Below are 23,936 nucleotides of genomic sequence, written 5' to 3'. Positions count from 1 at the left end.
CGAATTCGACAAAATTCACGTTTGAGTGCGGGGCCTTTTGCCCGGTGGCGCTTCGCTTACCGGGCCTACGGTCCGTAGACAATCCCCGCTAACTCAAAATCAACGCAACACCATCAGCAGCGCCAGTATGACAACCGCACCGATGCTCATGGACGCCACATACCAGCGCAGATAACCGTTCTCGCTGAACAGCAGGCCTTTACCTGCAAAGCGAGAGAGGATCGCCGGGATATTCATCAGGCTGTTCAGTGGATCGCGCTTCAGCAGCCACGCAATGCCCAGGAACGGCTTCACGAAGATCATGTCGTACAGCCAGTCGAAGCCCCATGCGTTGTACCACCAGGTGCCCAGCAGACGGCCCGGCGCGCTGTTGGCAACGGCAGTCACCAGCGTGCGTTTGCCCAGCCACAGCCATGCGGCAATCAGGATGCCCGCGATAGCCACTACGCCGGAGGTGATTTCAAGCGTCAGAACGCGACCGTGCTCAAGCTCGGTTGTCGCCGGCAGTACGCCCTGCAACGGTGGCACAATCATCGCGCCAACGAAGGTGGACAGGACCAGCAGCACAATCAGCGGCAGGTGGTGGGTAATCCCCTTCCCTGCGTGAGCGTGAATTTGTTCTTTACCGTGGAAGACGATGAAAATCATACGGAAGGTGTACAGGGAGGTCATAAACGCACCGACCAGACCCGCAACCATCAGATTGATATGACCATTCGCCATGGCGCCCGCCAGGATTTCGTCCTTACTGAAGAAGCCCGCGGTGATCAGCGGCAGTGCCGCCAGCGCCGCGCCGCCTACCAGGAAGCAGACATAAACCAGCGGGATGGACTTACGCAGTCCGCCCATTTTGAAGATGTTCTGCTCGTGGTGGCAGGCCAGAATCACCGAACCGGATGAGAGGAACAGCAGCGCTTTAAAGAACGCGTGCGTCATCAGGTGGAAAATGGCCGCGTCCCACGCCTGAACGCCCAGCGCCAGGAACATGTAACCAATCTGGCTCATGGTGGAGTACGCGAGAACGCGTTTGATGTCGGTCTGCACCAGCGCGGCAAAGCCTGCCAGCACCAGCGTAACCGCACCGACAATACCCACCAGATGCAGAATTTCCGGGGTCATCAGGAACAGGCCATGGGTACGCGCAATCAGGTAGACACCGGCGGTAACCATGGTCGCGGCGTGGATCAGCGCGGAGACAGGGGTTGGACCCGCCATCGCGTCGGCCAGCCATGTCTGCAACGGCAGCTGCGCGGATTTACCCACAGCGCCACCCAGCAGCATCAGCGTTGCCCACCACAGCATGTTGTTGCCTGCTTCGAAGTGCGCCGGCGCCAGTTCCACCATTTCGCGGAAGTTCAGCGTGCCCAGTTCGTTGTAGAGAATGAACAGCGCGAAAGCGAGGAACACGTCACCCACGCGGGTCACGACGAACGCTTTCATGGCCGCTGCGCCATTCTTCGGATCGGTGTAGTAGAAACCGATCAGCAGGTAAGAACACAGACCCACGCCTTCCCAGCCCAGATACATCAGCAGCAGGTTATCGGCCAGCACCAGAACCACCATGCTGGCGATAAACAGGTTGGTGTAGGCGAAGAAGCGGGAGTATCCCTCTTCACCGCGCATGTACCAGGAGGCGAACATGTGGATCAGGAAGCCGACGCCGGTAACTACGGAGAGCATGGTCAGAGACAGACCATCCAGCACCAGGTTGAAACCGATGTTGAAGTTACCGACCGACATCCAGTTCCACAGCGGTACGCTGTAGGCCTGACGTCCATTGTTAAAGAAGTCGATACCCGCATACGCTGTGACCAGCGCAGCCAGGCCGATAGAGCCAATGCCCACGGTGGCAGACAGATTCTCAGACCAGCGGCCGCGAGAAAACGCCAGCAGCACGAAGCCAATCAGCGGAAAAATAATGGTTAAGGCAAGCATGTTCATCCACGCAACTCACTTACTGAATCGATGTTCAGGTTCTGGCGGCGACGATGGAGCTGTAGCAACAGCGCCAGGCCAATACTCGCTTCAGCAGCCGCGAGGCTGATGGCGAGAATGTACATCACCTGACCATCGGTCTGGCCCCAGTAGCTACCGGCGACCACAAAGGCCAGCGCGGAAGCGTTGATCATGATTTCCAGACCGATCAGCATAAACAGCAGATTGCGGCGGATAACCAGACCAGTTAAGCCCAGAACGAATAAAATCGCAGCGAGGATCAGTCCATGTGTTAAGGGGATCATGCGCGTTCCTCCGTTTTTCTTTTCGCGCGGTCGTCAGTGCGGTTGCTCAGCACCTCGCCGACACGCTCTTCGCGGCCAACGTGGAAGGCCACAACCAGACCCGCCAGCAGCAGCATTGAGGCCAGCTCAACCGCCAGAACGTACGGACCAAACAGGGTGATACCCACGGCTTTCGCGCTGATTGGCGTCCCGTCGATACCCTGGTCGTTGACGCCCAGAATGGCGTAAACAATCACCGCCAGCATGATGGCCGACAGAATCGCCGGGCCAATCCACACCTGTGGTTTTAACCACTGACGTTCCTGCTCAATTTCAGAGCCGCCCAGGTTCAGCATCATCACCACGAACACAAACAGCACCATGATGGCCCCGGCGTAGACGATGATTTCCAGCGCACCAGCGAAGTGCGCGCCCAGCGCAAAGAACACCCCGGAAATAGCCAGCAGCGAAATGATTAAATACAGCAGCGCATGCACCGGATTGGTGTGCGTGATCACTCGCAGCGTAGCCAGGATGGCGATAAGGCCACAGATATAAAAAGCGAATTCCATTGCCCTCTCCTTACGGTAACAGGCTCTTGACGTCGATAGGCTTAGCTTCGTTCTCTGCTTCGCCTTTATCTTTGCCGTCGATTGCCATACCCGCCATCCGGTAGAAGTTATATTCCGGGTATTTGCCCGGACCGGAAATCAGCAGATCCTCTTTCTCGTACACCAGATCCTGACGCTTGTACTCACCCAGCTCGAAGTCTGGAGTCAGCTGAATCGCCGTGGTTGGGCACGCTTCTTCACACAGACCGCAGAAAATGCAGCGTGAGAAGTTGATGCGGAAGAACTCAGGGTACCAGCGGCCGTCTACCGTCTCTGCTTTTTGCAGAGAGATACAGCCCACCGGACACGCTACCGCACACAGGTTACAGGCAACGCAACGCTCGGAACCGTCCGGGTCGCGCGTCAGCACGATACGTCCACGGTAGCGCGGCGGCAGATATACCGGCTCTTCCGGGTACATCCGGGTTTCACGTTTGGCAAACGCATGCAGGCCGATCATCCAGATACTGCGTACCTGGGTGCCGAAACCTACCAATAATTCTTTTAAGGTCATGATCTCAAAGCCCCTTATGGCTGCTGCCAGAGAATGACAGCCGCCGTTACCAACAAGTTGACGAGCGTCAGCGGCAGGCACACTTTCCAGCCGAAGGACATTACCTGGTCATAACGCGGACGCGGTAACGCTGCGCGAATCAAAATGAACATCATCATGAAGAACGCGGTTTTCAGCGCGAACCAGATGAACGGCGGTAAGAACGGGCCATGCCAGCCACCAAAGAACAGCGTTACCATCAACGCGGAAATGGTGACGATACCGATGTACTCGCCCACGAAGAACAGACCGAACTTCATACCGGAATATTCAATGTGGTAACCGTCGGCCAGTTCCTGTTCGGCTTCTGGCTGGTCAAACGGGTGACGGTGACACACCGCCACGCCCGCGATGGCAAAGGTAATAAACCCAAAGAACTGCGGGATAACGTTCCAGATGTCGGCCTGGTTGTTGACGATGTCGGTCATGTTAAATGAACCGGCCTGCGCCACCACGCCCATCAGGGAGAGACCCAGGAACACTTCGTAGCTCAGCGTCTGCGCGGAAGCACGCATCGCACCCAGCAGCGAGTATTTGTTGTTACTGGACCAGCCTGCGAACAGCACCGCGTAAACCGCGAGGCCTGCCATCATCAGGAAGAACAGAATGCCGATGTTCAGGTCAGCCACCACCCAGGTCGGGCTGACCGGAACGATAGCAAACGCCAGCAGCAGCGAGGTGAAGGCGATCATCGGCGCCAGCGTAAAGATCACGCGGTCCGAGAAGCGCGGAACCCAGTCCTCTTTAAAGAACATCTTGATCATGTCCGCGACCAGCTGGAGTGAACCACCCCAGCCCACGCGGTTCGGTCCGTAACGGTTCTGGAACAGACCGAGCAAACGACGTTCACCAAAGCTCATGAACGCGCCGCAGGTGACGACCACCAGCAGAATCACCACCGCTTTCAGAATGCTCAGCAGGATGTCGATAAGATCCGGCGTTAACCAACTCATGCTTTTGCCTCCTGAAGGTTATCAAGATGCGCACCCGCCAGGACCGGCGCGATGCCAGGCATACCCATCGGCAGACCCACCTGCCCTGCTGACAGGCGTTCAGAAATAATCAGCGGCAGGCTGATTGTCTGGCCGTCGTAGCTAAAGGCAATGTTCGCACCCGCGTTAACGCCAAGCTTCGCGGCATCCGCCGGGTTGAGCTTGATGTACGGCTGCGGCATACGCTGCTGGAATACCGGAGAACGCTGGGACATTTCGTCGCTACCGAACAGATGGTAGTACGGTGCAATACGCCAGTGACCTTCCTGCGCCTGGAAGCTCGCCGGAACGGTGGTGAAGAAGTCCAGACCGGTTTCGGAGGCTTCAATCAGACGCACGCCCGGATCGCCGTGGCGCAGGTGACCGCCCACTTCAGCCTGGAACTTGTTCCATGCCTGCGGGGAGTTCCAGCCCGGTGCCCATGCAAACGGGATTTGCGAACGCGGCGCAGACGGCTGGTTGTTCCCTTCCATCGAGAAGGCAAACATGGTGTCTTTGTCCTGCGGCTGACGCGGTTCGTGCACGCTGATGTTGGCGCGCATCGCGGTACGACCGCTGTAGCGGTGCGGCTCACGCGCCAGTTTCTGGCCGCGAATGCGGAAGCTTGCGTCAGGCGCGGCGTCTTTAATACCCGCCAGCTGAGGCAGTTTCTCAACAACCGCGTCGATAACGTGGTCGAGCTGCGTCCAGTCCACTTCACGGCTCTGCACGGTGCTGTGCAGAGAGTGCAGCCAGCGCCAGCTTTCCAGCATCACAGTGTTGCTGTCGTAGTAGGCCGGGTCATAAACCTGGAAGAAACGCTGGGCGCGGCCTTCGTTGTTGATCACCGTCCCGTCGCTTTCTGCGAAGCTTGCCGCAGAGAGCACGAGGTGCGCTTTGTCCATGATCGCGGTGCGCTGATGGTCGATAACCATCACCAGCGGCGCTCTGGAGAGCGCGGCGTCAACGCGAGCGGCAGAAGCATGGCGATGCAGGTCGTTTTCCAGCACCACAACGGCGTCAGCGGCACCGGATTCCAGTTCGCTTAACGCGTCTTCCAGCGAGCCGCCGCCAATCATACCCAGACCGATGCTGTTCACCGCACGGGCAATCATAGTCACACCGACGTCAGCGCCACGGCCCTTCAGGGCTTTGGCAACGTTCGCTGCGGCCTGAATGATTTCAGCGCTACCGGCGTTGGTACCGGAAATAATCAGAGGTTTCTTCGCCCCCGCCAGCGCCTGAACAATCACGTCGACCTTGTTTTGCAGGTCGCGATCCAGTTCAACGGCCGGCGAGCTGCTGTCCAGCGCGTGGGCAATGGCAAAGCCGAGACGCGCCTGATCTTCAACCGGCGCGCAGTAGGTCCACGCGGCGATATCGTCCAGACGGGTGTTGTCAACGTTAGTCACAAACAGAGGATGCTTCGCGCGCTGGCCGATGTTAAGGATGGCCGCAATCTGCCAGTCAGCCACTTTCTGCGCCGCTGCCATTTCACGTGCTTTGCCTTTCACCGCCTGACGAACCGCCAGAGCCGCGCGTGCGCCGGTCTGCGTCAGGTCTTCACCCAGCACCAGAACCGCATCATAGGATTCGATTTCGCGCAGCGCAGGCGTATGAATGCCGCCTTCACGCAGCACTTTCAGCACCAGCTGGAGACGTTCCTGCTCGCCATGGGCGATACCGGTGTAGAAGTTTTCCGCCCCAACCAGCTCGCGCAGCGCGAAGTTGCTTTCGATGCTGGCGCGCGGGGAGCCGATGCCGATCACTTTCTTCGACTGACGCAGAATATCTGCCGCGCCCTGCATCGCCTGCTCGGCGTTGAGGGTAATGAAGTCGTCGCCACGGCGCTGAACCGGCTGACGCGGACGGTCTTTCAGGTTCACATAGCCATAGCCGAAACGACCGCGGTCGCAGAGGAAGTAGTGGTTAACGGTACCGTTGTAACGGTTTTCGATACGACGCAGTTCGCCGTAACGTTCACCCGGGCTGGTGTTACAGCCGAGGGAGCACTGCTGGCAGATGCTTGGCGCAAACTGCATGTCCCATTTACGGTTGTAACGTTCAGAGTGGGTTTTATCCGTGAATACGCCGGTCGGACAGATTTCTACCAGGTTACCGGAGAATTCGCTTTCCAGCGTACCGTCTTCCGGACGACCGAAGTAGACGTTGTCATGCGCGCCATATACGCCCAGATCCTGACCGTCTGCATAATCTTTGTAGTAACGCACGCAGCGGTAGCAGGCGATGCAGCGGTTCATTTCGTGAGAGATGAACGGCCCCAGATCCTGGTTACGGTGGGTACGCTTGGTAAAGCGATAGCGACGGAAGCTGTGACCGGTCATGACGGTCATATCCTGAAGGTGGCAGTTACCGCCCTCCTCACACACCGGACAGTCGTGCGGGTGGTTGGTCATCAACCACTCCACCACGCTTTCACGGAACTGTTTGGCTTCTTCGTCATCAATCGAAATAAAGGTGCCTTCGGCGGCTGGCGTCATACAGGACATCACCAGGCGACCACGCGTGTCTTCCGCGTTTTGATATTGCTTCACCGCACACTGGCGGCAAGCACCGACGCTGCCCAGCGCCGGATGCCAGCAAAAGTACGGAATATCGAGGCCAAGAGACAGACAAGCTTCCAGCAGGTTGTCCGCCCCGTTGACTTCGTATTCTTTGCCGTCTACATGAATCGTAGCCATTAGCATGCTTCCAGTTGGCTCGGCCGAAACCGAGCGTTAATCAAAATTCTGTTTTTACCAGCGCGCTTTCAGCAGGTTCGGCTGAATACCATTGATCGAATGGGTATTGCTGAACGGCTGCTTGATGCCTGCTTCGAATTCGTCGCGGAAATATTTAATCGCGCTTTGCAGCGGCTCGACGGCGCCCGGTGCGTGGGCACAGAAGGTTTTACCCGGCCCTAAGAATCGACACAGTTGCTCAAGTGTCTCGATATCACCAGGCTGGCCTTCGCCACGTTCGATAGCACGCAGGATCTTCACGCTCCACGGCAGACCATCACGGCACGGTGTACACCAGCCGCAGGACTCGCGGGCGAAGAACTCTTCCAGGTTACGCACCAGGGATACCATGCCGATCTCGTGGTCGACGGCCATCGCCAGCGCCGTACCCAGACGGCTGCCTGCTTTACCAATGCTTTCGAACTCCATTGGCAGGTCAAGGTGGGCTTCGGTCAGGAAGTCAGTCCCTGCCCCACCCGGCTGCCAGGCTTTAAATTTCAGGCCATCGCGCATGCCGCCGGCGTAGTCTTCAAGAATTTCACGTGCGGTGGTGCCGAACGGCAGCTCCCAGACGCCAGGATTCTTCACGCGACCGGAGAAGCCCATCAGCTTGGTACCGGCATCTTTGCTTGAGGAGATGCCCTGATACCACTCCACGCCGTTCGCAAGGATCGCCGGGACGTTACACAGGGTTTCGACGTTGTTTACACAGGTCGGTTTACCCCACACGCCGGAGCTTGCCGGGAACGGTGGCTTGGAGCGCGGGTTCGCGCGGCGGCCTTCCAGGGAGTTAATCAGCGCGGTTTCTTCACCGCAGATATAACGCCCGGCACCGGTGTGCACGAACAGCTCGAAGTCAAACCCGGTGCCCAGGATGTTTTTACCCAGCAGACCGGCTTCAGTGGCTTCGGCAATCGCGCGACGCAGGTTTTCAGCCGCTTCGATGTATTCACCGCGCAGGAAGATGTAGCCACGGTACGCTTTCAGCGCGAACGCGGAGATCAGCATGCCTTCAACCAGCAGGTGCGGCAGCTGTTCCATCAGCAGGCGGTCTTTATAGGTACCCGGCTCCATTTCATCGGCGTTACACAGCAGGTAACGGATGTTCATGGATTCATCTTTCGGCATCAGGCTCCACTTCAGACCGGTGGAGAAGCCCGCGCCCCCGCGGCCTTTCAGGCCAGACTCTTTCACCGCGTTAACGATGTCGTCCGGCGCCATGCCGCCAAGGGCTTTACGCGCGCCGGCATAGCCGTTTTTGCTCTGATATTCGTCGAGCCAGACCGGCTGTTTGTCATCACGCAGACGCCAGGTCAGCGGATGCGTCTCAGCAGTACGAATTACAGTTTTCATTTGTACTGCTCCAGCAGGTCAGGAATCGCTTCCGGCGTCAGATGGCTGTGAGTGTCCTCATCAATCATCATGGTCGGCCCCTTGTCGCAGTTACCCAGGCAGCAGGTTGGCAGCAGAGTAAAGCGTCCGTCGAAGGTGGTCTGGCCCGGCTTGATATTGAGTTTCTTCTCAATCGCAGCCTGAATGCCCTGATAACCGGTGATGTGGCAGACCACGCTGTCACAGTAGCGGATCACATGGCGGCCTACCGGCTGACGGAAGATCTGGCTGTAGAACGTGGCTACGCCTTCTACGTCACTTGCCGGAATGCCCAGCACTTTCGCGATCTCGTAGATCGCCCCATCCGGCACCCAACCACGCTGTTTCTGTACGATTTTCAGCGCTTCAATGGACGCCGCACGCGGGTCTTCGTAGTGGTGCATCTCGTGCTCAATGGCGGCACGCTCTGCTTCACTCAGCTCAAAAGCCTCGGTTTGTGGTTGTTGATTCTCGTGCATAATTAGCGGTCCACATCTGACATAACAAAATCGATACTACCCAGATACACAATCAGGTCGGAGACCAGACTGCCGCGAATGGCGGCCGGGATCTGCTGCAAGTGTGCGAAGCTTGGCGTACGCACGCGGGTGCGGTAGCTCATGGTGCTGCCGTCGCTGGTGAGGTAGTAGCTGTTGATACCCTTGGTCGCTTCAATCATCTGGAAGGATTCCTGTGCCGGCATGACCGGGCCCCAGGAAACTTGCAGGAAGTGGGTGATCAGGGTTTCGATATGTTGCAGCGTGCGCTCTTTCGGTGGCGGCGTCGTCAGCGGGTGATCCGCCTTGAACGGGCCTTCCGGCATGTTATTGAGGCACTGCTCAAGGATGCGCAGGCTCTGGCGCAGCTCTTCCACTTTCAGCATCACGCGGGTGTAGCAGTCGGATACGCCGCCGCCAACCGGGACTTCAAAGTCGAAGTTCTCGTAACCAGAGTAAGGACGGGCTTTACGCACGTCGAAATCAATACCCGTCGCACGCAGACCTGCACCTGTGGTTCCCCACTCCAGCGCTTCTTTCGCGCCGTAGGCAGCAACGCCCTGGGAACGGCCTTTCAGGATGGAGTTACGCAGCGCGGCTTTCTCGTAAGACGCCAGACGTTTTGGCATCCAGTCGAGGAATTCACGCAGCAGACGGTCCCAGCCGCGCGGCAGATCGTGCGCCACACCGCCGATGCGGAACCAGGCCGGGTGCATACGGAAACCGGTAATCGCTTCCACCAGATCGTAGATTTTCTGACGGTCGGTAAAGGCGAAGAAGACCGGCGTCATCGCGCCGACGTCCTGAATGAACGTGGAGATGTACAGCAGGTGGCTGTTAATACGGAACAGTTCAGACAGCATCACACGAATCACGTTAACGCGATCCGGGACGGTGATGCCTGCCAGCTTCTCAACGGCCAGCACGTATGGCATTTCGTTCACGCAGCCGCCGAGGTATTCGATACGGTCGGTGTACGGAATGTAGCTGTGCCAGGACTGACGCTCGCCCATCTTCTCGGCACCACGGTGGTGATAGCCGATGTCAGGCACGCAGTCGACAATCTCTTCGCCGTCAAGCTGAAGAATAATACGGAATGCACCGTGCGCAGACGGGTGGTTTGGACCGAGGTTGAGGAACATGAAGTCCTCGTTTTCGGTGCCGCGCTTCATGCCCCAGTCTTCCGGCTTGAAGGTCAGCGCTTCCATCTCCAGATCCTGCTTGGCTTTGGTCAGCTCAAACGGGTCGAATTCGGTGGCGCGTGCCGGGTAGTCTTTACGCAGCGGGTGGCCGGTCCAGGTCTGCGGCATCATGATGCGCGTCAGATGCGGGTGACCGTCGAAGGTCATGCCGAACATTTCCCAGGTTTCACGCTCGTACCAGTTGGCGTTCGGGAAAAGTTTGGTGATCGTCGGCAGATGCATGTCGTTTTCAGACAATGCCACCTTGAGCATGATATCCGTGTTGCGGTCTATTGAGATCAGGTGGTAGAAAACGGAAAAATCCGCAGCAGGGAGACCCTGGCGGTGCGTTCTCAGACGTTCGTCCATGCCGTGTAAGTCAAACAGCATGACGTAAGGTTTTGGCAATTTCTTGAGGAAATCGACAACTTCCAGTAATTGCTCACGCTTCACCCAAACAACGGGTACCCCGGTGCGGGTGGCCTGAACAGTAAAGGCATCCGGCCCAAAACGGTTGCGCAGTTCGCCAATGACGGGGTCATCGAGATGATCCCGGGTCTGCCAGGCGGCTTCTTGCGCGGTTAAGTCGGTCATATTGTTCACCATTGCAAATGGTCCGTGGTGACTGTTAAGCCTGGCTTCGCGCTATTTGAGTAGTGATATGCGAAGGTGTTCTCCAGGCCCACAGGCGCAAATTAAATTTCGTCAGGCGTACGCAGGTTGGTGACGGCAATACGTTCACCACGTTTACGCTCGCGCTCAGACTGCATGTTCGCGCGATAGACACCCTGATCGCCAACAACCCATGAAAGCGGGCGGCGTTCTTTACCAATTGACTCCTGGAGCAGCATCAGCGCCTGCATATAGGCCTCTGGACGCGGCGGGCAGCCCGGGATGTACACATCCACCGGAATGAACTTATCAACGCCCTGCACAACGGAATAAATGTCGTACATACCGCCGGAGTTTGCACATGCGCCCATGGAGATAACCCATTTTGGCTCCAGCATCTGGTCATAAAGACGCTGAATAACCGGTGCCATCTTGGTAAAGCAGGTCCCGGCCACCACCATCAGGTCAGCCTGACGTGGAGAAGCACGCAGTACCTCGGCCCCAAAACGCGCAACGTCATGCACCGCAGTGAATGACGTCACCATTTCAACGTAGCAGCAAGAAAGGCCAAAGTTGTATGGCCAGATGGAGTTCTTACGACCCCAGTTGACCATGTCGTGCATGGCATGTTCGAGCTTGCCCATGTACACGCTTTTGTTGACTTCTTGCTCCAGGGGGTCGGTTACGATCTCCTGTTTTTGCAGGGGGTAACGGTCATTCTCACCGTTAGGATCTATGCGGGTGAGCGTATAATCCATCTTATTGCCTCGCTGTTACTGCTGACGATTAGAGATACTGTTTTCCGGGTTGATGTGTTCACGGCGTGAACGCACAGGTGTCCAGTCCAGCGCGCCAATACGCACCAGATAAACCAGACCGGCCAGTAACACTAAAATGAAAATTGCGGCCTCGACAAAGCCCACCCAACCACTTTCGCGAATGGAGGTAGACCACGCGAAGAGGTAAAGCGCTTCCACGTCAAAAATGACGAAGAACATGGCTACCAGGTAGAACTTGGCAGACAGGCGTAAGCGAGCGGTACCTACTGAATCAATACCTGATTCGAAAGGTGTGTTTTTGTGCCTTGCGCGGGCGCGACCGCCCAGGAACCAGCCGCCGACTAACATCAGGCAGCACAGGCCAATGGCTACAATAAGAAAGATTGCGAATGCCCAGTGATGAGCGATGACTTCTGTGGATGTTGACATACTCATTGCTTACTCATCAAAAGTGATACCGACGACACTGCTCTTGCTGGCAGATGGGCATCACATCGATTCATGGGGAGGAACAAAATAACCTTACACTAACTGTCAGAAATGAGACATAGACAGCAAAATGATGGGGTTTTTTACTCCTTTCTATAACCTTTTGTCAACTTTAACAAAGGTTTCTTCACATTAAATTACAACGTGCGATTCTCATTAACATTTGGTGCCCTTTAACCCTGGTGGGTACATGACTTTCCGTCAAATGCATCTTGTTGAATCGTGTCCGTTTTGGAAGTAAAAAAAATAACCCTCCTATTTTGACAGGATTTGCCAACGATTCCTCCCCCCAAATGGGAGTATTTTCTTGATCTGAGACACGCTTTTGTTAATTCAATCAAAAAAACAGCAACATATTTCCTGTTTTTTTAACATCGGCGGGGTATGAGGTAAGTTAGAACAGGTATTGTTTACATCTTAACCAAAAACATTTACTGCATTGATAAATAAGCGGTATTTGCTTTATCCCTGCTCCGTTCACGGTTATGAATAGCAAAAAAAACCACTCGCAGGAAAAAATCATGCGAGTGGCTCTTTTTTGCACTTACATTTTGTTACGAGAATTTTGAGGGAATGATCACTCAAAATCCCCTTCCACGATCAGGGAGTCGTCCCCTCCTTCGGGAGTAACAGGCGCGTACTGCCATGGATTGTGGTAGTTTTCCATTGCCTCGAACACCACTTTTGCCAGCTCGTTGTTGCTGGCGGCGTTATGGCACAGCAGGTACTCCGTATCCGGCAACGACGGGAGTCCCTCGGATTGACCCAGCACACGAAGATCGGGGCTCATCATCTCCACCGGACGGGCCGTTACGCCAAGCCCGGCCTTCACCGCCGCTCGCACTGCGGGCAAGGTTGACGCCACGTACGCCAGGCGCCATGGAATACCGGCTTCGTTGAGCGCAGCCAGCACCATATCGCGGAACGGACTCGGATCGTCCAGCAGGACCAGGGGTATCGGCTCACCTTTCTGCAATACATACTCCGCGGCACAGTACCAGTGCGTTGGAGAAGTACGCAGCGTCAGGCTGTCAAACTGGCCAGGTCGATGCGTGGTGACCACCAGGTCAACCTCGTTTTCTTTCAGCATCTCAACCATGAAAGCATTGCGTTTAACGCTAACGTCCAGGGCAAGCTTCGGATAAACCGAGCTAATTCGGTTGAGAAGGAAGGGTAAAATGGTATCTGCTGATTCATCTGACGCCCCTAATGTTAACACTCCCTGAAGGTTGCTAAACATTAATGACATACAGGCTTCATCATTAAAGCGCAGTATCTTTCTGGCATAACCCAGAAGCTGAATACCATGTTCTGTTAAAAGCTTATTACGTCCATGACGCGCAAAAAGCTCTTTACCAACCAGTTGTTCCAGCCGCTGCATTTGCTGACTCACGGCGGACTGGGTACGGCAAACGGCGGCAGCAGCTGCTGCAAAAGTGTTGAGATCGGCGACCGCAACAAACGTTCTCAGCAGATCGAGGTCGAGATTCATTATCGGACGATTTGCATTTATCATATCTTTTCACTTTCAGGTTGCTCGTGCGGAGCTGCCCGGGTTGAAGCTGTGTGTAACAGTTAAGCAATTCCTTCTGAAGAGTTTCCCTCGCATCCCGGCCCGGCAGACTGCCTGACAGATAGTTATTGTACTGCGGTATATCACCAGTCAGAAATCACGTTTCATGACGTTATTTTTATTCTCTTGCGTCCAGGATATTTCGTTGTTTGCAGGTCGATGTTAATACCATAAAGAGTAAGACATGTTTTCTGCCATCTATATCGCAGCGTTGGCAACGTAGCAAGATGTGACTTACCCAATCAGCCAGAGATAATTTTAACAATAACAATCGATTAATACAGGAAAGCAGTATCCGATATACGTAACAGGCCTATCGCTATGCTGCATTCCCGAAACACATCTTAACCCAAATCCACTATATTTATAAGTCTTATTGCAATATTAAGGATTTACCGCCAATGATAAGCAACTACACTCTTTTTATTAAAATTAACGAAAGTTGCATTTTCGTCGTTAATAATAAATAAAGTTTAATTTAGATTCAGGCCATTCATTAATAACCCTTAACATTAATTTCACATGAGTAACTTTTAACCTGGCTTTGCTAATATGGCAATCGGTATCTTAGCATTCAGGTTTTACGAATGGTCACTCAGGGGGACTAATGCATCAGCCCGAATCGTCTTTTTATTTATCCCAGAATAATATTCATCTTTATATGAAATTTTTAGCACAAACAACCCAACCTCCCTCTTTATCACGATAAATTCAGGCACAAAATCACTCCGTCGTTAGAGTAAGCGATCACCGCGGCATTGCCCGGTTGGACGAAATCTTCTTCTGTGCGCCCTTCAAAACGAAGCGCGGTGGGAGTACATTGTTCCGTGCTCACTTCCACGGCAGGAAGTTGCAATAATAGCGAAAAGGTTAAAGGTTCATGTCCCCTATCGAAAAATCCAGCAAGCTCGACAACGTCTGTTACGACATCCGTGGCCCGGTACTCAAAGAGGCAAAACGCCTTGAAGAGGAAGGCAATAAGGTTCTGAAACTCAACATCGGCAACCCCGCGCCATTTGGTTTTGAAGCGCCGGATGAGATCCTGGTGGATGTGATCCGTAACCTGCCCACTGCACAAGGCTACTGCGATTCAAAAGGGCTTTATTCCGCCCGTAAAGCCATCATGCAGCACTATCAGGCTCGCGGTATGCGCGACGTCACCGTTGAAGATATCTACATTGGCAACGGTGTCTCGGAGCTGATCGTTCAGGCGATGCAGGCGCTCCTGAACAGCGGCGATGAAATGCTGGTTCCTGCCCCGGATTATCCGCTGTGGACGGCTGCGGTGTCCCTGTCCAGCGGTAAAGCGGTGCACTACCTGTGCGACGAATCCTCTGACTGGTTCCCGGATCTGGATGATATTCGCGCCAAAATTACCCCGCGCACCCGGGGTATCGTGATCATTAACCCGAATAACCCGACGGGTGCGGTCTATTCAAAAGAGCTGCTGATGGAGATCGTCGAGATCGCTCGCCAGCACAACCTGATCATCTTTGCCGACGAGATTTACGACAAGATCCTGTACGACGCGGCGCAGCACCACTCTATCGCCGCGCTGGCACCCGATCTGCTGACGGTCACCTTTAACGGACTGTCTAAAACTTACCGCGTTGCCGGTTTCCGTCAGGGCTGGATGGTACTGAACGGTCCGAAAAAACATGCGAAAGGCTACATTGAAGGGCTGGAGATGCTGGCATCCATGCGTCTGTGCGCCAACGTACCGGCGCAACATGCGATCCAGACAGCTCTCGGCGGCTATCAAAGCATCAGCGAGTTTATCGTTCCAGGCGGCCGCCTGTATGAACAGCGCAACCGCGCATGGGAATTGATTAATGATATTCCGGGCGTCTCCTGCGTGAAGCCTAACGGCGCGCTGTACATGTTCCCGAAAATCGACGCGAAGCGCTTCAATATTCACGACGACCAGAAAATGGTGCTCGACTTCCTGTTGCAGGAAAAAGTGCTACTGGTTCAGGGGACGGCGTTTAACTGGCCGTGGCCGGATCACGTGCGTATCGTCACCTTGCCGCGCGAAGACGATCTCGAGATGGCCATCAGCCGCTTCGGGCGCTTCCTCTCCGGGTACCATCAGTAACGCTGACTTTTCGCCGGGTAGCGCTGCGCTTACCCGGCCTGCAACATCCGCAAATTTGCATCTTCCCTCCCCTCCCCGCACAATGAAGTCTGTCGCAGTGAAGACATAAGGTAACCTATGAGTCAGAGTCATTTCTTTGCCCACCTCTCCCGCCTGAAACTCATCAACCGCTGGCCGCTGATGCGCAACGTGCGCACTGAAAATGTGTCTGAGCACAGTTTGCAGGTTGCCATGGTCGCGCACGCGCTGGCCGCGATTAAAAACCGCAAATTCAACGGGCAGGTGAATGCCGAACGTATCGCCCTGCTGGCGATGTATCACGATGCATCGGAAGTGCTGACCGGGGATCTGCCTACGCCGGTGAAATATTTCAACTCGCAGATTGCCCAGGAATATAAGGCCATTGAGAAGATTGCCCAGCAGAAGCTGATCGACATGGTGCCTGAAGAGCTGCGCGATATCTTCGGGCCGCTGATCGATGAGCATCAGTATACGGAAGAGGAGAAATCCCTGGTTAAGCAGGCCGATGCGCTGTGCGCCTACCTGAAGTGTCTGGAAGAGTTATCCGCCGGGAATAACGAATTTTTACTGGCAAAAACGCGTCTGGAAAAAACGCTGGAATCCCGTCGCAGCGAAGAGATGGACTACTTTATGCGCGTGTTTGTGCCGAGCTTCCATTTGTCGCTGGATGAGATTAGCCAGGATTCGCCACTCTGATTTTCGCCCAGCGGCGCTGCGCTTGCAGGGCCTACGGGGTTGTAGGCCGGGTAAGGCGTAGCCGCCACCCGGCAAAATGCTCAGAACGGAAACAGGACCGGTATCAATACCACGCACACCACCATCACCAGCACGGTGAACGGCACACCCAGCTTCACGAAATCACTGAACCTATAATTCCCGGGCCCCAGCACCAGCGTATTGACCGGGGAAGAGACCGGCGTCATAAATGCCGCGGACGCCGCCATCGCAACGATCATCGCAAACGGATACGGCGAAACGCCCATCGATTTTGCCATCGCCAGCGCAATGGGCGCCATCAGCACCGCCGTTGCGGTATTGGAGATGAACAAACCGATGGTGGCACACATGACGAACAGGCAAACCATCATCAGGTACGGACCATATCCCCCGCCCGCGTCCATTAGGCCTTTCACGATCAAATCCACCCCGCCGGTTTTCTGTAGCGCCAGGGCGAAGGGCATCATCCCGACGATGAGAATGATGCTCGGCCAGTGAATCGCTTTGTAAGCGCTTTCGGCGTCAATACAGCGGAATTTGCCCATTAACAGACAGGCGATTATCGCCGCCACCGGGTTAGGGATCTCGTCCGTCAGCATCAGCGCGACCATCAATACCAGGCAAAAAATCGCATGGGGCGCCTGGCTGTGCGCCGGTGATGCATCGTTCTCTTCAATCGGCATATTCAGCACCACAAAATCGCGGCCTTTCTGCCCGAGCTGGCTAATCAGTTTCCAGTTGCCGACCACGAGGAAGATATCCCCCAGCAGGATCGGCTCATCCACCACCGCCCCTTCAAGGGCTACGCCATCGCGCTTCAGGCCCACCACGTTGAGGCCATAGCGGGTACGAAAGCCGATTTCACGCACGGTTTTACCCAATAACTCCGATTCCGGGATCAGGGACACCTCGGCCATTCCCACATCCAGCGCCTGGTCGGAGAAATACTCACCGCGCAGCACCATCGGCTCCAGCAGCTGTTCGCTACAAAACTCGCGCAGATCCACGTCCGCGGTGGACATATCAATCAGCAGGACGTCACGCGCGCGAAACTCTGACACCCCGTTCACGTTAACGATCACCCGGCGAAAACGACGCCAGCGCTCAACCCCGATGACGTTCGCGCCATAGCGTTCGCGTAGCTTAAGGTCATCCAGCCGCTGCCCCACCATAGGCGATCCCGGGCGGATAGCCAGACGTCGGGCACGCCCGGTCAGACGATACTCTTTAATCAGATCGCGGAAAGAGCGCCGCTTCCAGCCCTCTTTGGCTTTATCCTGCTTCTCCCCTTTCAGCGCGAAACGGGTCAACAGCATATAGATAATGCCCATCACCAGTACCACCAGCCCGATCGGCGTAACGCTGAAAAAACTAAACCCCTGAAGCCCCTCACGGATCAGTTCGCTGTTCACGACGAGGTTCGGCGGCGTTGCGACCAGCGTCATCATGCCGCTGATGAGCCCGGCGAAGCTCAACGGCATCATCAGCCGCGACGGGGAGATCTGCATCCTCATGCAGACGCTCAGCACGACCGGAATAAAGATGGCCACGACGCCCGTAGAGCTCATAAACGCGCCCAGCCCGGCGACCGTCAGCATCAGGTAAATCAGCATTTTGGTTTCGCTGCTGCCCGCCACCTTAACCAACCACGACCCCATCATCGTCGCCACGCCGGTGCGTACCAGCCCGTCGCCAATAATAAACAGGGCGGCAATCAAAATAACGTTGGGATCGCTAAACCCGGAAAAGGCTTCCGGCAGGGAAAGGGTACCGCTCAGAACGAATGCGACAATCACAAACAGGGCGACGGCATCCATGCGCACCTTGCCCGTGGCAAAAAGAATGATGGCGATTAACAGCAGGCTCAGGACCCAAATCAGTTCACCGTTCACAACATGTCCTTGTCAGTGGAGGAGAAGCAATTCTGCCATAAAAAAGCCCCGGTAATGCGGGGCTATATCATGGGATTACATTTTTAGCGAGACGGTTACAACTCCGTCTGACGCCTTCGAGACGTCGATGGCGGTCAGGGTGTTAAGCACGAAATCCGCCTCTTCCAGCCGGGGGGAACCCGCCGGGACGTTAACGGCAATGACGTGGCTTCCGGCGTTCAGCCCGGCCAGCACGCCTGCCGCCGCGTCTTCCACCACCACGCACTCCGCTGGCGCAAGGCCAAGCAGTTCTGCGCCGAGCAGAAACGCATCCGGTTCAGGCTTGCCGCGCTTCACGCGCTCAGCGGTAATGAAGACATCCGGCGTCGGTAAACCTGCCGCCTTATGACGGGCATGCGCGACGGGAACCGAGCCGGAGGTGACGATAGCCCACGGGATCTGCGCTTCATTCAGGTGCTCAAGCAGTTCACGCGCACCGGGCAGCGCGGTGATGCCTTCGGTATCGGTAGCTTCAATCTGCTCAAGATAGCGGAACTCCGCCTGAATCTCTTCCTCAGAACGTCCCGCAAGGAAGTGCCGCAATGAGGTAATGGCCTGTTTGCCATGGATGAAATTCAGTACGTCCTGATGGTCGATGCCGTGCCGGTCGGCCCAGTGGCACCACGAGCGCTCCACCACCGGTAGCGAATCCACCAGCGTACCGTCCAGATCAAACAGAAAACCTTTACACTGCACACACACCTCCGTCAGGCATTAATGATTTGTTGAATTTCGTTGCTGCTTAAATGGTACTGACGCGGACAGGCGTGCCACGCGCTCAGCATACGTTGATACTTATCCCACATCGGGGTCTGGGCGTTGAAGCCGTGCGTACCCGCATCAAAATGGGTGTAACGCCCTTCGGTATTCACCATAAAGCGTACATAGCTCAGATAGCGCGCTTCCGTCGCAGCATCAAAGCCCAGGAACGTCACGCGGCGCTCGTCAATGGTCTGCTGGTCCTTCAGATTGGTCCAGGACACATGCAGCGCATGGTACATCTCCATGATGTCGATAACGATACGGCAGGTTTCCTCTTTCAGTTCGCCAAATTCGCGATCCAGTTCGCGCATCTGCAAGCCAAAACCACGTTCAACAATGGTTTGCAGGCGGCTGTAGCGCGCAGCGTTATCGGGATCAAGCATAGTCATCATCTTGTACTGGTTAGACAAAATCAGACGTTGAGCATGGGTCATTTCCATCTTTCGACTCCTGTAGCGCATTGCACTGTAAAAAAAAGACACGGTAACTGATTGTTACTGTGCCTTCTTTTGGTCGTCGTTTCGATGATCAATCACAAGTCATCGAGGAATGTTTTATCAAGCTGTTTAAACGCACGCTTGAGGGTATCCGCCAGCGCCTGATAGTCTGGCTTGCCTTCAACCGGTGCCAGCGCCTGGCCCGCCTCCTCCAGTTTTCCACGCACTTCATAAAACCAGTGTAAAACAGAAGGCGGAAGTGGCGTGACGGAACGTTTGCCTAACCACCATAGCCCCTGCATCGGCAGGCTTAACGCAAAAAGCGCCGTCGCGACGGCAGGGCCAAGCTGTCCACCTAACGCTATCTGCCAGCACAGGGTAAAAACGGCAATCGGGGGCATAAAGCGAATCGCATAGCGCGTGGCGCGAATAGTGCGATTTTCAATAAACATGGGCGCGAGGCGCTTTTCCATCGGCCATGTCTTTGCGTAATGCTGTCCCCGACGAAACAGACTAAAAAAGTTCACGGACGGGATTTCGGGTGTCGACATGGCTGTACCTCAACTTCACATATAAAAATTAAAATTTTCGTGCAAAACCACAACAGGCTATGACAACGTTCAAAATATTTTGTCATCGCTACCCCGTATCGGGTATCCTGTGCCAGCCTGATAGGGCCGTAGACGATAAGCGTTAACTCGTCAAATTATCGCATATTATGCCATTGTCTGAAAAATGTTCAAAATGGCTTAAAATCATAGGTATTTCTTCCATCCTGCCAGAATGTTTGTTTGGCATGATGTTAATCATAAATGTCTGGGTCAGCATGCGTTACGCTTTTAGACTCACTGACGTTTTTTTAGCCACGTATCAATAATAGGTACTTCCATGTCGAGTAAGTTAGTACTGGTTCTGAACTGCGGTAGCTCCTCACTGAAATTCGCCATCATCGATGCGCTCAACGGTGACGAGTACCTCTCTGGTTTGGCCGAATGTTTCCATCTGCCTGAAGCACGTATCAAGTGGAAGATGGACGGCAGCAAACAAGAAGCGGCTTTAGGTGCAGGCGCCGCTCACAGTGAAGCGCTGAACTTTATCGTTAACACTATTCTGGCACAAAAACCAGAACTGTCTGCTCAGCTGACCGCAATTGGTCACCGTATCGTCCACGGCGGCGAAAAATACACCAGTTCCGTGGTAATCGACGACTCCGTGATCCAGGGTATCAAAGACTCTGCGTCTTTCGCACCGCTGCATAACCCGGCGCACCTGATCGGTATCGCTGAAGCACTGAAATCCTTCCCGAGTCTGAAAGACAAAAACGTGGCCGTGTTCGATACCGCGTTCCATCAGACCATGCCGGAAGAGTCTTACCTCTATGCCCTGCCATACAGCCTGTACAAAGAGCACGGCGTCCGTCGTTACGGCGCACACGGCACCAGCCACTTCTATGTGACTCAGGAAGCCGCAAAAGTGCTGAACAAGCCGGTTGAAGAAGTCAACATCATCACCTGCCACCTGGGCAACGGTGGTTCTGTTTCCGCTATCCGCAACGGGAAGTGTGTTGACACCTCTATGGGTCTGACCCCGCTGGAAGGTCTGGTGATGGGTACCCGTTCCGGTGATATCGACCCGGCGATCATCTTCCACCTGCACGACACCCTGGGCATGAGCGTTGACGACATCAACAAAATGCTGACCAAAGAGTCTGGCCTGCTGGGCCTGACCGAGGTCACCAGCGACTGCCGTTACGTTGAAGACAACTACGCAGAAAAAGCTGACGCTAAACGTGCAATGGACGTTTATTGCCACCGTCTGGCGAAGTACATCGGTTCTTACACCGCGCTGATGGAAGGCCGTCTGGATGCTGTTATCTTCACCGGCGGTATCGGTGAGAACGCGGCAATGGTACGTGAACTGTCCCTGGGCAAACTGGGCGTTCTGGGCTTCGAAGTTGATCATGAGCGTAACCTGGCTGCCCGCTTCGGCAAGTCTGGCTTCATCAACAAAGAAGGCACCCGCCCTGCTATCGTTATCCCAACTAACGAAGAGCTGGTCATCGCGCAAGACGCGCACCGCCTGACTGCCTGATTCCACACCGCCAGCAATGCTGGCGGTGCTGTTTTGTAACCCGCCCAACGCGGCGGTAACGAAAGAGGATAAACCGTGTCCCGTACTATTATGCTGATCCCTACCGGAACCAGCGTCGGCCTGACCAGCGTCAGCCTCGGCGTGATCCGCGCTATGGAACGCAAAGGCGTTCGTATGAGCGTCTTTAAGCCTATCGCCCAGCCACGTGCCGGTGGCGATGCGCCAGACCAGACCACCACCATCGTTCGCAAGAACTCCAATCTGCCAGCGGCTGAACCGCTGAAGATGAGCCACGTTGAATCTCTGCTCTCCAGCAACCAGAAAGACGTGCTGATGGAAGAGATCATTGCCAACTACCACGCAAACGCGCAGGACGCGGAAGTGGTGCTGGTTGAAGGCCTGGTCCCGACCCGTAAACACCAGTTTGCCCAGTCTCTGAACTTTGAAATCGCGAAAACCCTGAACGCAGAGATCGTTTTCGTGATGTCTCAGGGCACGGATACCCCAGAGCAGCTGAAAGAGCGTATCGAACTGACGCGCAGCAGCTTCGGCGGTGCGAAAAACACCAGCATCACCGGCGTGATTGTTAACAAGCTGAACGCGCCAGTAGATGAGCAGGGCCGTACGCGTCCTGACCTGTCCGAAATTTTTGACGACTCTTCCAAAGCGAAAGTCATCAAAGTTGACCCGGCTAAGTTGCAGGATTCCAGCCCGCTGCCTGTTCTGGGCGCGGTGCCATGGAGCTTCGATCTGATTGCCACCCGTGCAATTGATATGGCGCGTCACCTGAACGCCACCGTGATCAACGAAGGCGATATCAACACCCGCCGCGTGAAGTCCGTAACTTTCTGCGCACGTAGCATTCCACACATGCTGGAGCATTTCCGTGCAGGTTCCCTGCTGGTAACCTCCGCAGACCGTCCGGATGTGCTGGTTGCAGCCTGTCTGGCCGCGATGAACGGCGTGGAGATCGGCGCGATCCTGCTGACCGGTGCCTACGAGATGGACCCACGCGTAAGCAAGCTGTGCGAACGTGCGTTCGCCACTGGCCTGCCAGTCTTCATGGTGAACACTAACACCTGGCAGACCTCCCTGAGCCTGCAAAGCTTCAACCTCGAAGTGCCGGTTGATGACCACGAGCGTATCGAGAAAGTTCAGGAATACGTTGCGGGCTACATCAACGCAGACTGGATCGAATCCCTGACGGCGACCTCCGAGCGCAGCCGTCGTCTGTCTCCTCCAGCCTTCCGTTACCAGTTGACCGAGCTGGCGCGTAAAGCGGGCAAACGCGTGGTTCTGCCAGAAGGCGACGAACCACGTACCGTTAAAGCGGCAGCCATCTGTGCAGAGCGCGGTATCGCGACCTGTGTGCTGCTGGGTAACCCGGATGAGATCAACCGCGTTGCGGCGTCTCAGGGCGTTGAGCTCGGCGCGGGCATCGAAATCGTTGATCCTGACGTGGTCCGCGAAAGCTACGTTGCCCGTCTGGTTGAGCTGCGTAAGAACAAAGGCATGACCGAAGCCGTTGCGCGCGAGCAGCTGGAAGACAACGTGGTGCTGGGTACGCTGATGCTGGAGCAGGACGAAGTTGACGGTCTGGTTTCCGGTGCGGTTCACACCACCGCAAATACCATCCGTCCACCGTTGCAGCTGATCAAAACCGCACCGGGTAGCTCTCTGGTCTCCTCCGTGTTCTTCATGCTGCTGCCTGAACAGGTTTACGTTTACGGCGACTGCGCGATCAACCCGGACCCAACCGCAGAGCAGCTGGCAGAAATCGCTATCCAGTCTGCGGACTCCGCAACTGCCTTCGGTATCGAACCGCGCGTCGCGATGCTCTCCTACTCCACCGGCACCTCTGGTGCAGGTAGTGACGTAGAGAAAGTCCGTGAAGCAACCCGCATTGCACAGGAAAAACGTCCGGATCTGATGATCGACGGCCCGCTCCAGTACGATGCCGCGGTAATGGCTGACGTGGCGAAATCCAAAGCGCCGAACTCGCCGGTTGCAGGTCGCGCTACCGTGTTCATCTTCCCGGATCTGAACACCGGTAACACCACCTATAAAGCGGTACAGCGTTCAGCAGACCTGATCTCCATCGGGCCAATGCTGCAAGGCATGCGCAAACCTGTGAACGACCTGTCCCGTGGTGCGCTGGTTGACGATATCGTCTACACCATCGCGCTGACGGCGATCCAGTCTTCGCAGCAGCAGTAAGCTAAAAAGCCCGGTGGCGCTAGCGCTTACCGGGCCTACGGTTTTGTAGGCCGGATAAGCGAAGCGCC

Annotated in this window: 20 protein-coding genes; 4 read left to right on the top strand and 16 right to left on the bottom strand. The window is 55.4% G+C overall.

Translation table 11 applies throughout. The features are described from left to right. Positions 1-99: 99 nt before the first annotated feature. The 12 genes from nuoL to lrhA form a co-directional block, all read right to left on the bottom strand. The gene (nuoL, locus tag SK62_RS06205) at positions 100-1,941 is read right to left on the bottom strand and encodes an NADH-quinone oxidoreductase subunit L (RefSeq protein WP_015572272.1); all 1,842 of its coding nucleotides are present in this window, start codon (positions 1,939-1,941) and stop codon (positions 100-102) included. Next, positions 1,938-2,240 (bottom strand): NADH-quinone oxidoreductase subunit NuoK, encoded by a 303-nt coding sequence (nuoK, locus tag SK62_RS06200; protein ID WP_003861496.1) that lies wholly within the window; start codon positions 2,238-2,240, stop codon positions 1,938-1,940. The genes nuoL and nuoK overlap by 4 nt, the downstream gene beginning before the upstream one ends. Beyond that, positions 2,237-2,791: an NADH-quinone oxidoreductase subunit J gene (nuoJ, locus tag SK62_RS06195; RefSeq protein WP_003861493.1), complete on the bottom strand. Its 555-nt coding sequence runs from the start codon at positions 2,789-2,791 to the stop codon at positions 2,237-2,239. Before nuoJ ends, nuoK begins: the two co-directional genes overlap by 4 nt. A 10-nt stretch (positions 2,792-2,801) precedes the next feature. Then, positions 2,802-3,344 carry an NADH-quinone oxidoreductase subunit NuoI gene (nuoI, locus tag SK62_RS06190; protein ID WP_003861491.1) on the bottom strand — a complete coding sequence of 181 codons (543 nt, stop codon included), beginning with the start codon at positions 3,342-3,344 and terminating at the stop codon, positions 2,802-2,804. 14 nt (positions 3,345-3,358) lie between these two features. After that, entirely contained in the window at positions 3,359-4,336 is a 978-nt protein-coding gene (gene nuoH / locus SK62_RS06185; protein ID WP_003861490.1) for an NADH-quinone oxidoreductase subunit NuoH, read from the bottom strand. After that, positions 4,333-7,056: an NADH-quinone oxidoreductase subunit NuoG gene (gene nuoG, locus SK62_RS06180; protein ID WP_047719287.1), complete on the bottom strand. Its 2,724-nt coding sequence runs from the start codon at positions 7,054-7,056 to the stop codon at positions 4,333-4,335. Before nuoG ends, nuoH begins: the two co-directional genes overlap by 4 nt. A 54-nt stretch (positions 7,057-7,110) precedes the next feature. Next, positions 7,111-8,448, bottom strand: coding sequence for an NADH-quinone oxidoreductase subunit NuoF (gene nuoF, locus SK62_RS06175; RefSeq protein WP_003861487.1), 1,338 nt, complete (start codon positions 8,446-8,448; stop codon positions 7,111-7,113). Further along, the gene (gene nuoE / locus SK62_RS06170) at positions 8,445-8,945 is read right to left on the bottom strand and encodes an NADH-quinone oxidoreductase subunit NuoE (protein WP_006176513.1); all 501 of its coding nucleotides are present in this window, start codon (positions 8,943-8,945) and stop codon (positions 8,445-8,447) included. Before nuoE ends, nuoF begins: the two co-directional genes overlap by 4 nt. 2 nt (positions 8,946-8,947) lie before the next feature. Beyond that, positions 8,948-10,750, bottom strand: a complete 1,803-nt coding sequence (nuoC, locus tag SK62_RS06165) for an NADH-quinone oxidoreductase subunit C/D (protein WP_003861484.1) — start codon at positions 10,748-10,750, stop codon at positions 8,948-8,950. Positions 10,751-10,839: 89 nt separating this feature from the next. Continuing rightward, positions 10,840-11,514: an NADH-quinone oxidoreductase subunit NuoB gene (nuoB, locus tag SK62_RS06160; RefSeq protein WP_003861482.1), complete on the bottom strand. Its 675-nt coding sequence runs from the start codon at positions 11,512-11,514 to the stop codon at positions 10,840-10,842. Positions 11,515-11,529: 15 nt separating this feature from the next. Next, entirely contained in the window at positions 11,530-11,970 is a 441-nt protein-coding gene (nuoA, locus tag SK62_RS06155) for an NADH-quinone oxidoreductase subunit NuoA (protein ID WP_003861475.1), read from the bottom strand. Positions 11,971-12,601: 631 nt separating this feature from the next. Further along, entirely contained in the window at positions 12,602-13,540 is a 939-nt protein-coding gene (lrhA, locus tag SK62_RS06150; RefSeq protein ID WP_017693002.1) for a transcriptional regulator LrhA, read from the bottom strand. 937 nt (positions 13,541-14,477) lie between these two features. Here lrhA and alaA point away from each other — a divergent pair. Together alaA and yfbR are read left to right on the top strand one after the other, a co-directional pair. Next, a complete protein-coding gene (alaA, locus tag SK62_RS06145) occupies positions 14,478-15,692 on the top strand; it encodes an alanine transaminase AlaA (RefSeq protein ID WP_003861471.1) in 1,215 nt (404 codons plus the stop codon). A gap of 117 nt (positions 15,693-15,809) precedes the next feature. After that, on the top strand, positions 15,810-16,409 hold the full coding sequence (gene yfbR, locus SK62_RS06140) for a 5'-deoxynucleotidase (protein WP_003861468.1): 600 nt from the start codon (positions 15,810-15,812) through the stop codon (positions 16,407-16,409). Positions 16,410-16,489: 80 nt separating this feature from the next. Here the strand turns inward: yfbR and SK62_RS06135 are convergent, their stop codons facing one another. The 4 genes from SK62_RS06135 to yfbV all read right to left on the bottom strand — a co-directional run bounded on the left by SK62_RS06135 (position 16,490) and on the right by yfbV (position 20,111). Then, a complete protein-coding gene (locus SK62_RS06135; protein ID WP_047719288.1) occupies positions 16,490-18,322 on the bottom strand; it encodes an SLC13 family permease in 1,833 nt (610 codons plus the stop codon). A gap of 75 nt (positions 18,323-18,397) precedes the next feature. Further along, positions 18,398-19,057, bottom strand: coding sequence for a sugar phosphatase (locus SK62_RS06130; protein WP_003861463.1), 660 nt, complete (start codon positions 19,055-19,057; stop codon positions 18,398-18,400). Between the two features lie 11 nt (positions 19,058-19,068). Beyond that, complete coding sequence (locus SK62_RS06125; protein ID WP_003861461.1) at positions 19,069-19,563, bottom strand: YfbU family protein; 495 nt, start codon at positions 19,561-19,563, stop codon at positions 19,069-19,071. A gap of 92 nt (positions 19,564-19,655) precedes the next feature. Next, positions 19,656-20,111 (bottom strand): terminus macrodomain insulation protein YfbV, encoded by a 456-nt coding sequence (gene yfbV, locus SK62_RS06120; RefSeq protein WP_017383434.1) that lies wholly within the window; start codon positions 20,109-20,111, stop codon positions 19,656-19,658. A 337-nt stretch (positions 20,112-20,448) separates the two neighbouring features. Between yfbV and ackA the strand changes: the two genes are divergently transcribed. Together ackA and pta are read left to right on the top strand one after the other, a co-directional pair. Further along, positions 20,449-21,651 carry an acetate kinase gene (gene ackA / locus SK62_RS06115; protein ID WP_015572267.1) on the top strand — a complete coding sequence of 401 codons (1,203 nt, stop codon included), beginning with the start codon at positions 20,449-20,451 and terminating at the stop codon, positions 21,649-21,651. Between the two features lie 75 nt (positions 21,652-21,726). Beyond that, complete coding sequence (gene pta, locus SK62_RS06110) at positions 21,727-23,868, top strand: phosphate acetyltransferase (RefSeq protein WP_047719289.1); 2,142 nt, start codon at positions 21,727-21,729, stop codon at positions 23,866-23,868. The last annotated feature ends 68 nt before the right edge of the window (positions 23,869-23,936 follow it).

Source organism: Enterobacter sp. BIDMC109 (genome assembly GCF_001037885.1).
GTDB lineage: Bacteria > Pseudomonadota > Gammaproteobacteria > Enterobacterales > Enterobacteriaceae > Enterobacter > Enterobacter hormaechei_C.
Note: the sequence above shows the minus strand (reverse complement) of the source record. Positions and strands in the feature narration are given on the sequence as shown.

Excerpts from the sequence above, each read along its gene's own strand:
- nuoL (WP_015572272.1), bottom strand. The coding sequence starts at position 1,941 with ATGAACATGCTTGCCTTAACCATTATTTTTCCGCTGATTGGCTTCGTG.
- nuoK (WP_003861496.1), bottom strand. The coding sequence starts at position 2,240 with ATGATCCCCTTAACACATGGACTGATCCTCGCTGCGATTTTATTCGTT.
- nuoJ (WP_003861493.1), bottom strand. The coding sequence starts at position 2,791 with ATGGAATTCGCTTTTTATATCTGTGGCCTTATCGCCATCCTGGCTACG.
- nuoI (WP_003861491.1), bottom strand. The coding sequence starts at position 3,344 with ATGACCTTAAAAGAATTATTGGTAGGTTTCGGCACCCAGGTACGCAGT.
- nuoH (WP_003861490.1), bottom strand. The coding sequence starts at position 4,336 with ATGAGTTGGTTAACGCCGGATCTTATCGACATCCTGCTGAGCATTCTG.
- nuoG (WP_047719287.1), bottom strand. The coding sequence starts at position 7,056 with ATGGCTACGATTCATGTAGACGGCAAAGAATACGAAGTCAACGGGGCG.
- nuoF (WP_003861487.1), bottom strand. The coding sequence starts at position 8,448 with ATGAAAACTGTAATTCGTACTGCTGAGACGCATCCGCTGACCTGGCGT.
- nuoE (WP_006176513.1), bottom strand. The coding sequence starts at position 8,945 with ATGCACGAGAATCAACAACCACAAACCGAGGCTTTTGAGCTGAGTGAA.
- nuoC (WP_003861484.1), bottom strand. The coding sequence starts at position 10,750 with ATGGTGAACAATATGACCGACTTAACCGCGCAAGAAGCCGCCTGGCAG.
- nuoB (WP_003861482.1), bottom strand. The coding sequence starts at position 11,514 with ATGGATTATACGCTCACCCGCATAGATCCTAACGGTGAGAATGACCGT.
- nuoA (WP_003861475.1), bottom strand. The coding sequence starts at position 11,970 with ATGAGTATGTCAACATCCACAGAAGTCATCGCTCATCACTGGGCATTC.
- lrhA (WP_017693002.1), bottom strand. The coding sequence starts at position 13,540 with ATGATAAATGCAAATCGTCCGATAATGAATCTCGACCTCGATCTGCTG.
- alaA (WP_003861471.1), top strand. The coding sequence starts at position 14,478 with ATGTCCCCTATCGAAAAATCCAGCAAGCTCGACAACGTCTGTTACGAC.
- yfbR (WP_003861468.1), top strand. The coding sequence starts at position 15,810 with ATGAGTCAGAGTCATTTCTTTGCCCACCTCTCCCGCCTGAAACTCATC.
- SK62_RS06125 (WP_003861461.1), bottom strand. The coding sequence starts at position 19,563 with ATGGAAATGACCCATGCTCAACGTCTGATTTTGTCTAACCAGTACAAG.
- yfbV (WP_017383434.1), bottom strand. The coding sequence starts at position 20,111 with ATGTCGACACCCGAAATCCCGTCCGTGAACTTTTTTAGTCTGTTTCGT.
- ackA (WP_015572267.1), top strand. The coding sequence starts at position 20,449 with ATGTCGAGTAAGTTAGTACTGGTTCTGAACTGCGGTAGCTCCTCACTG.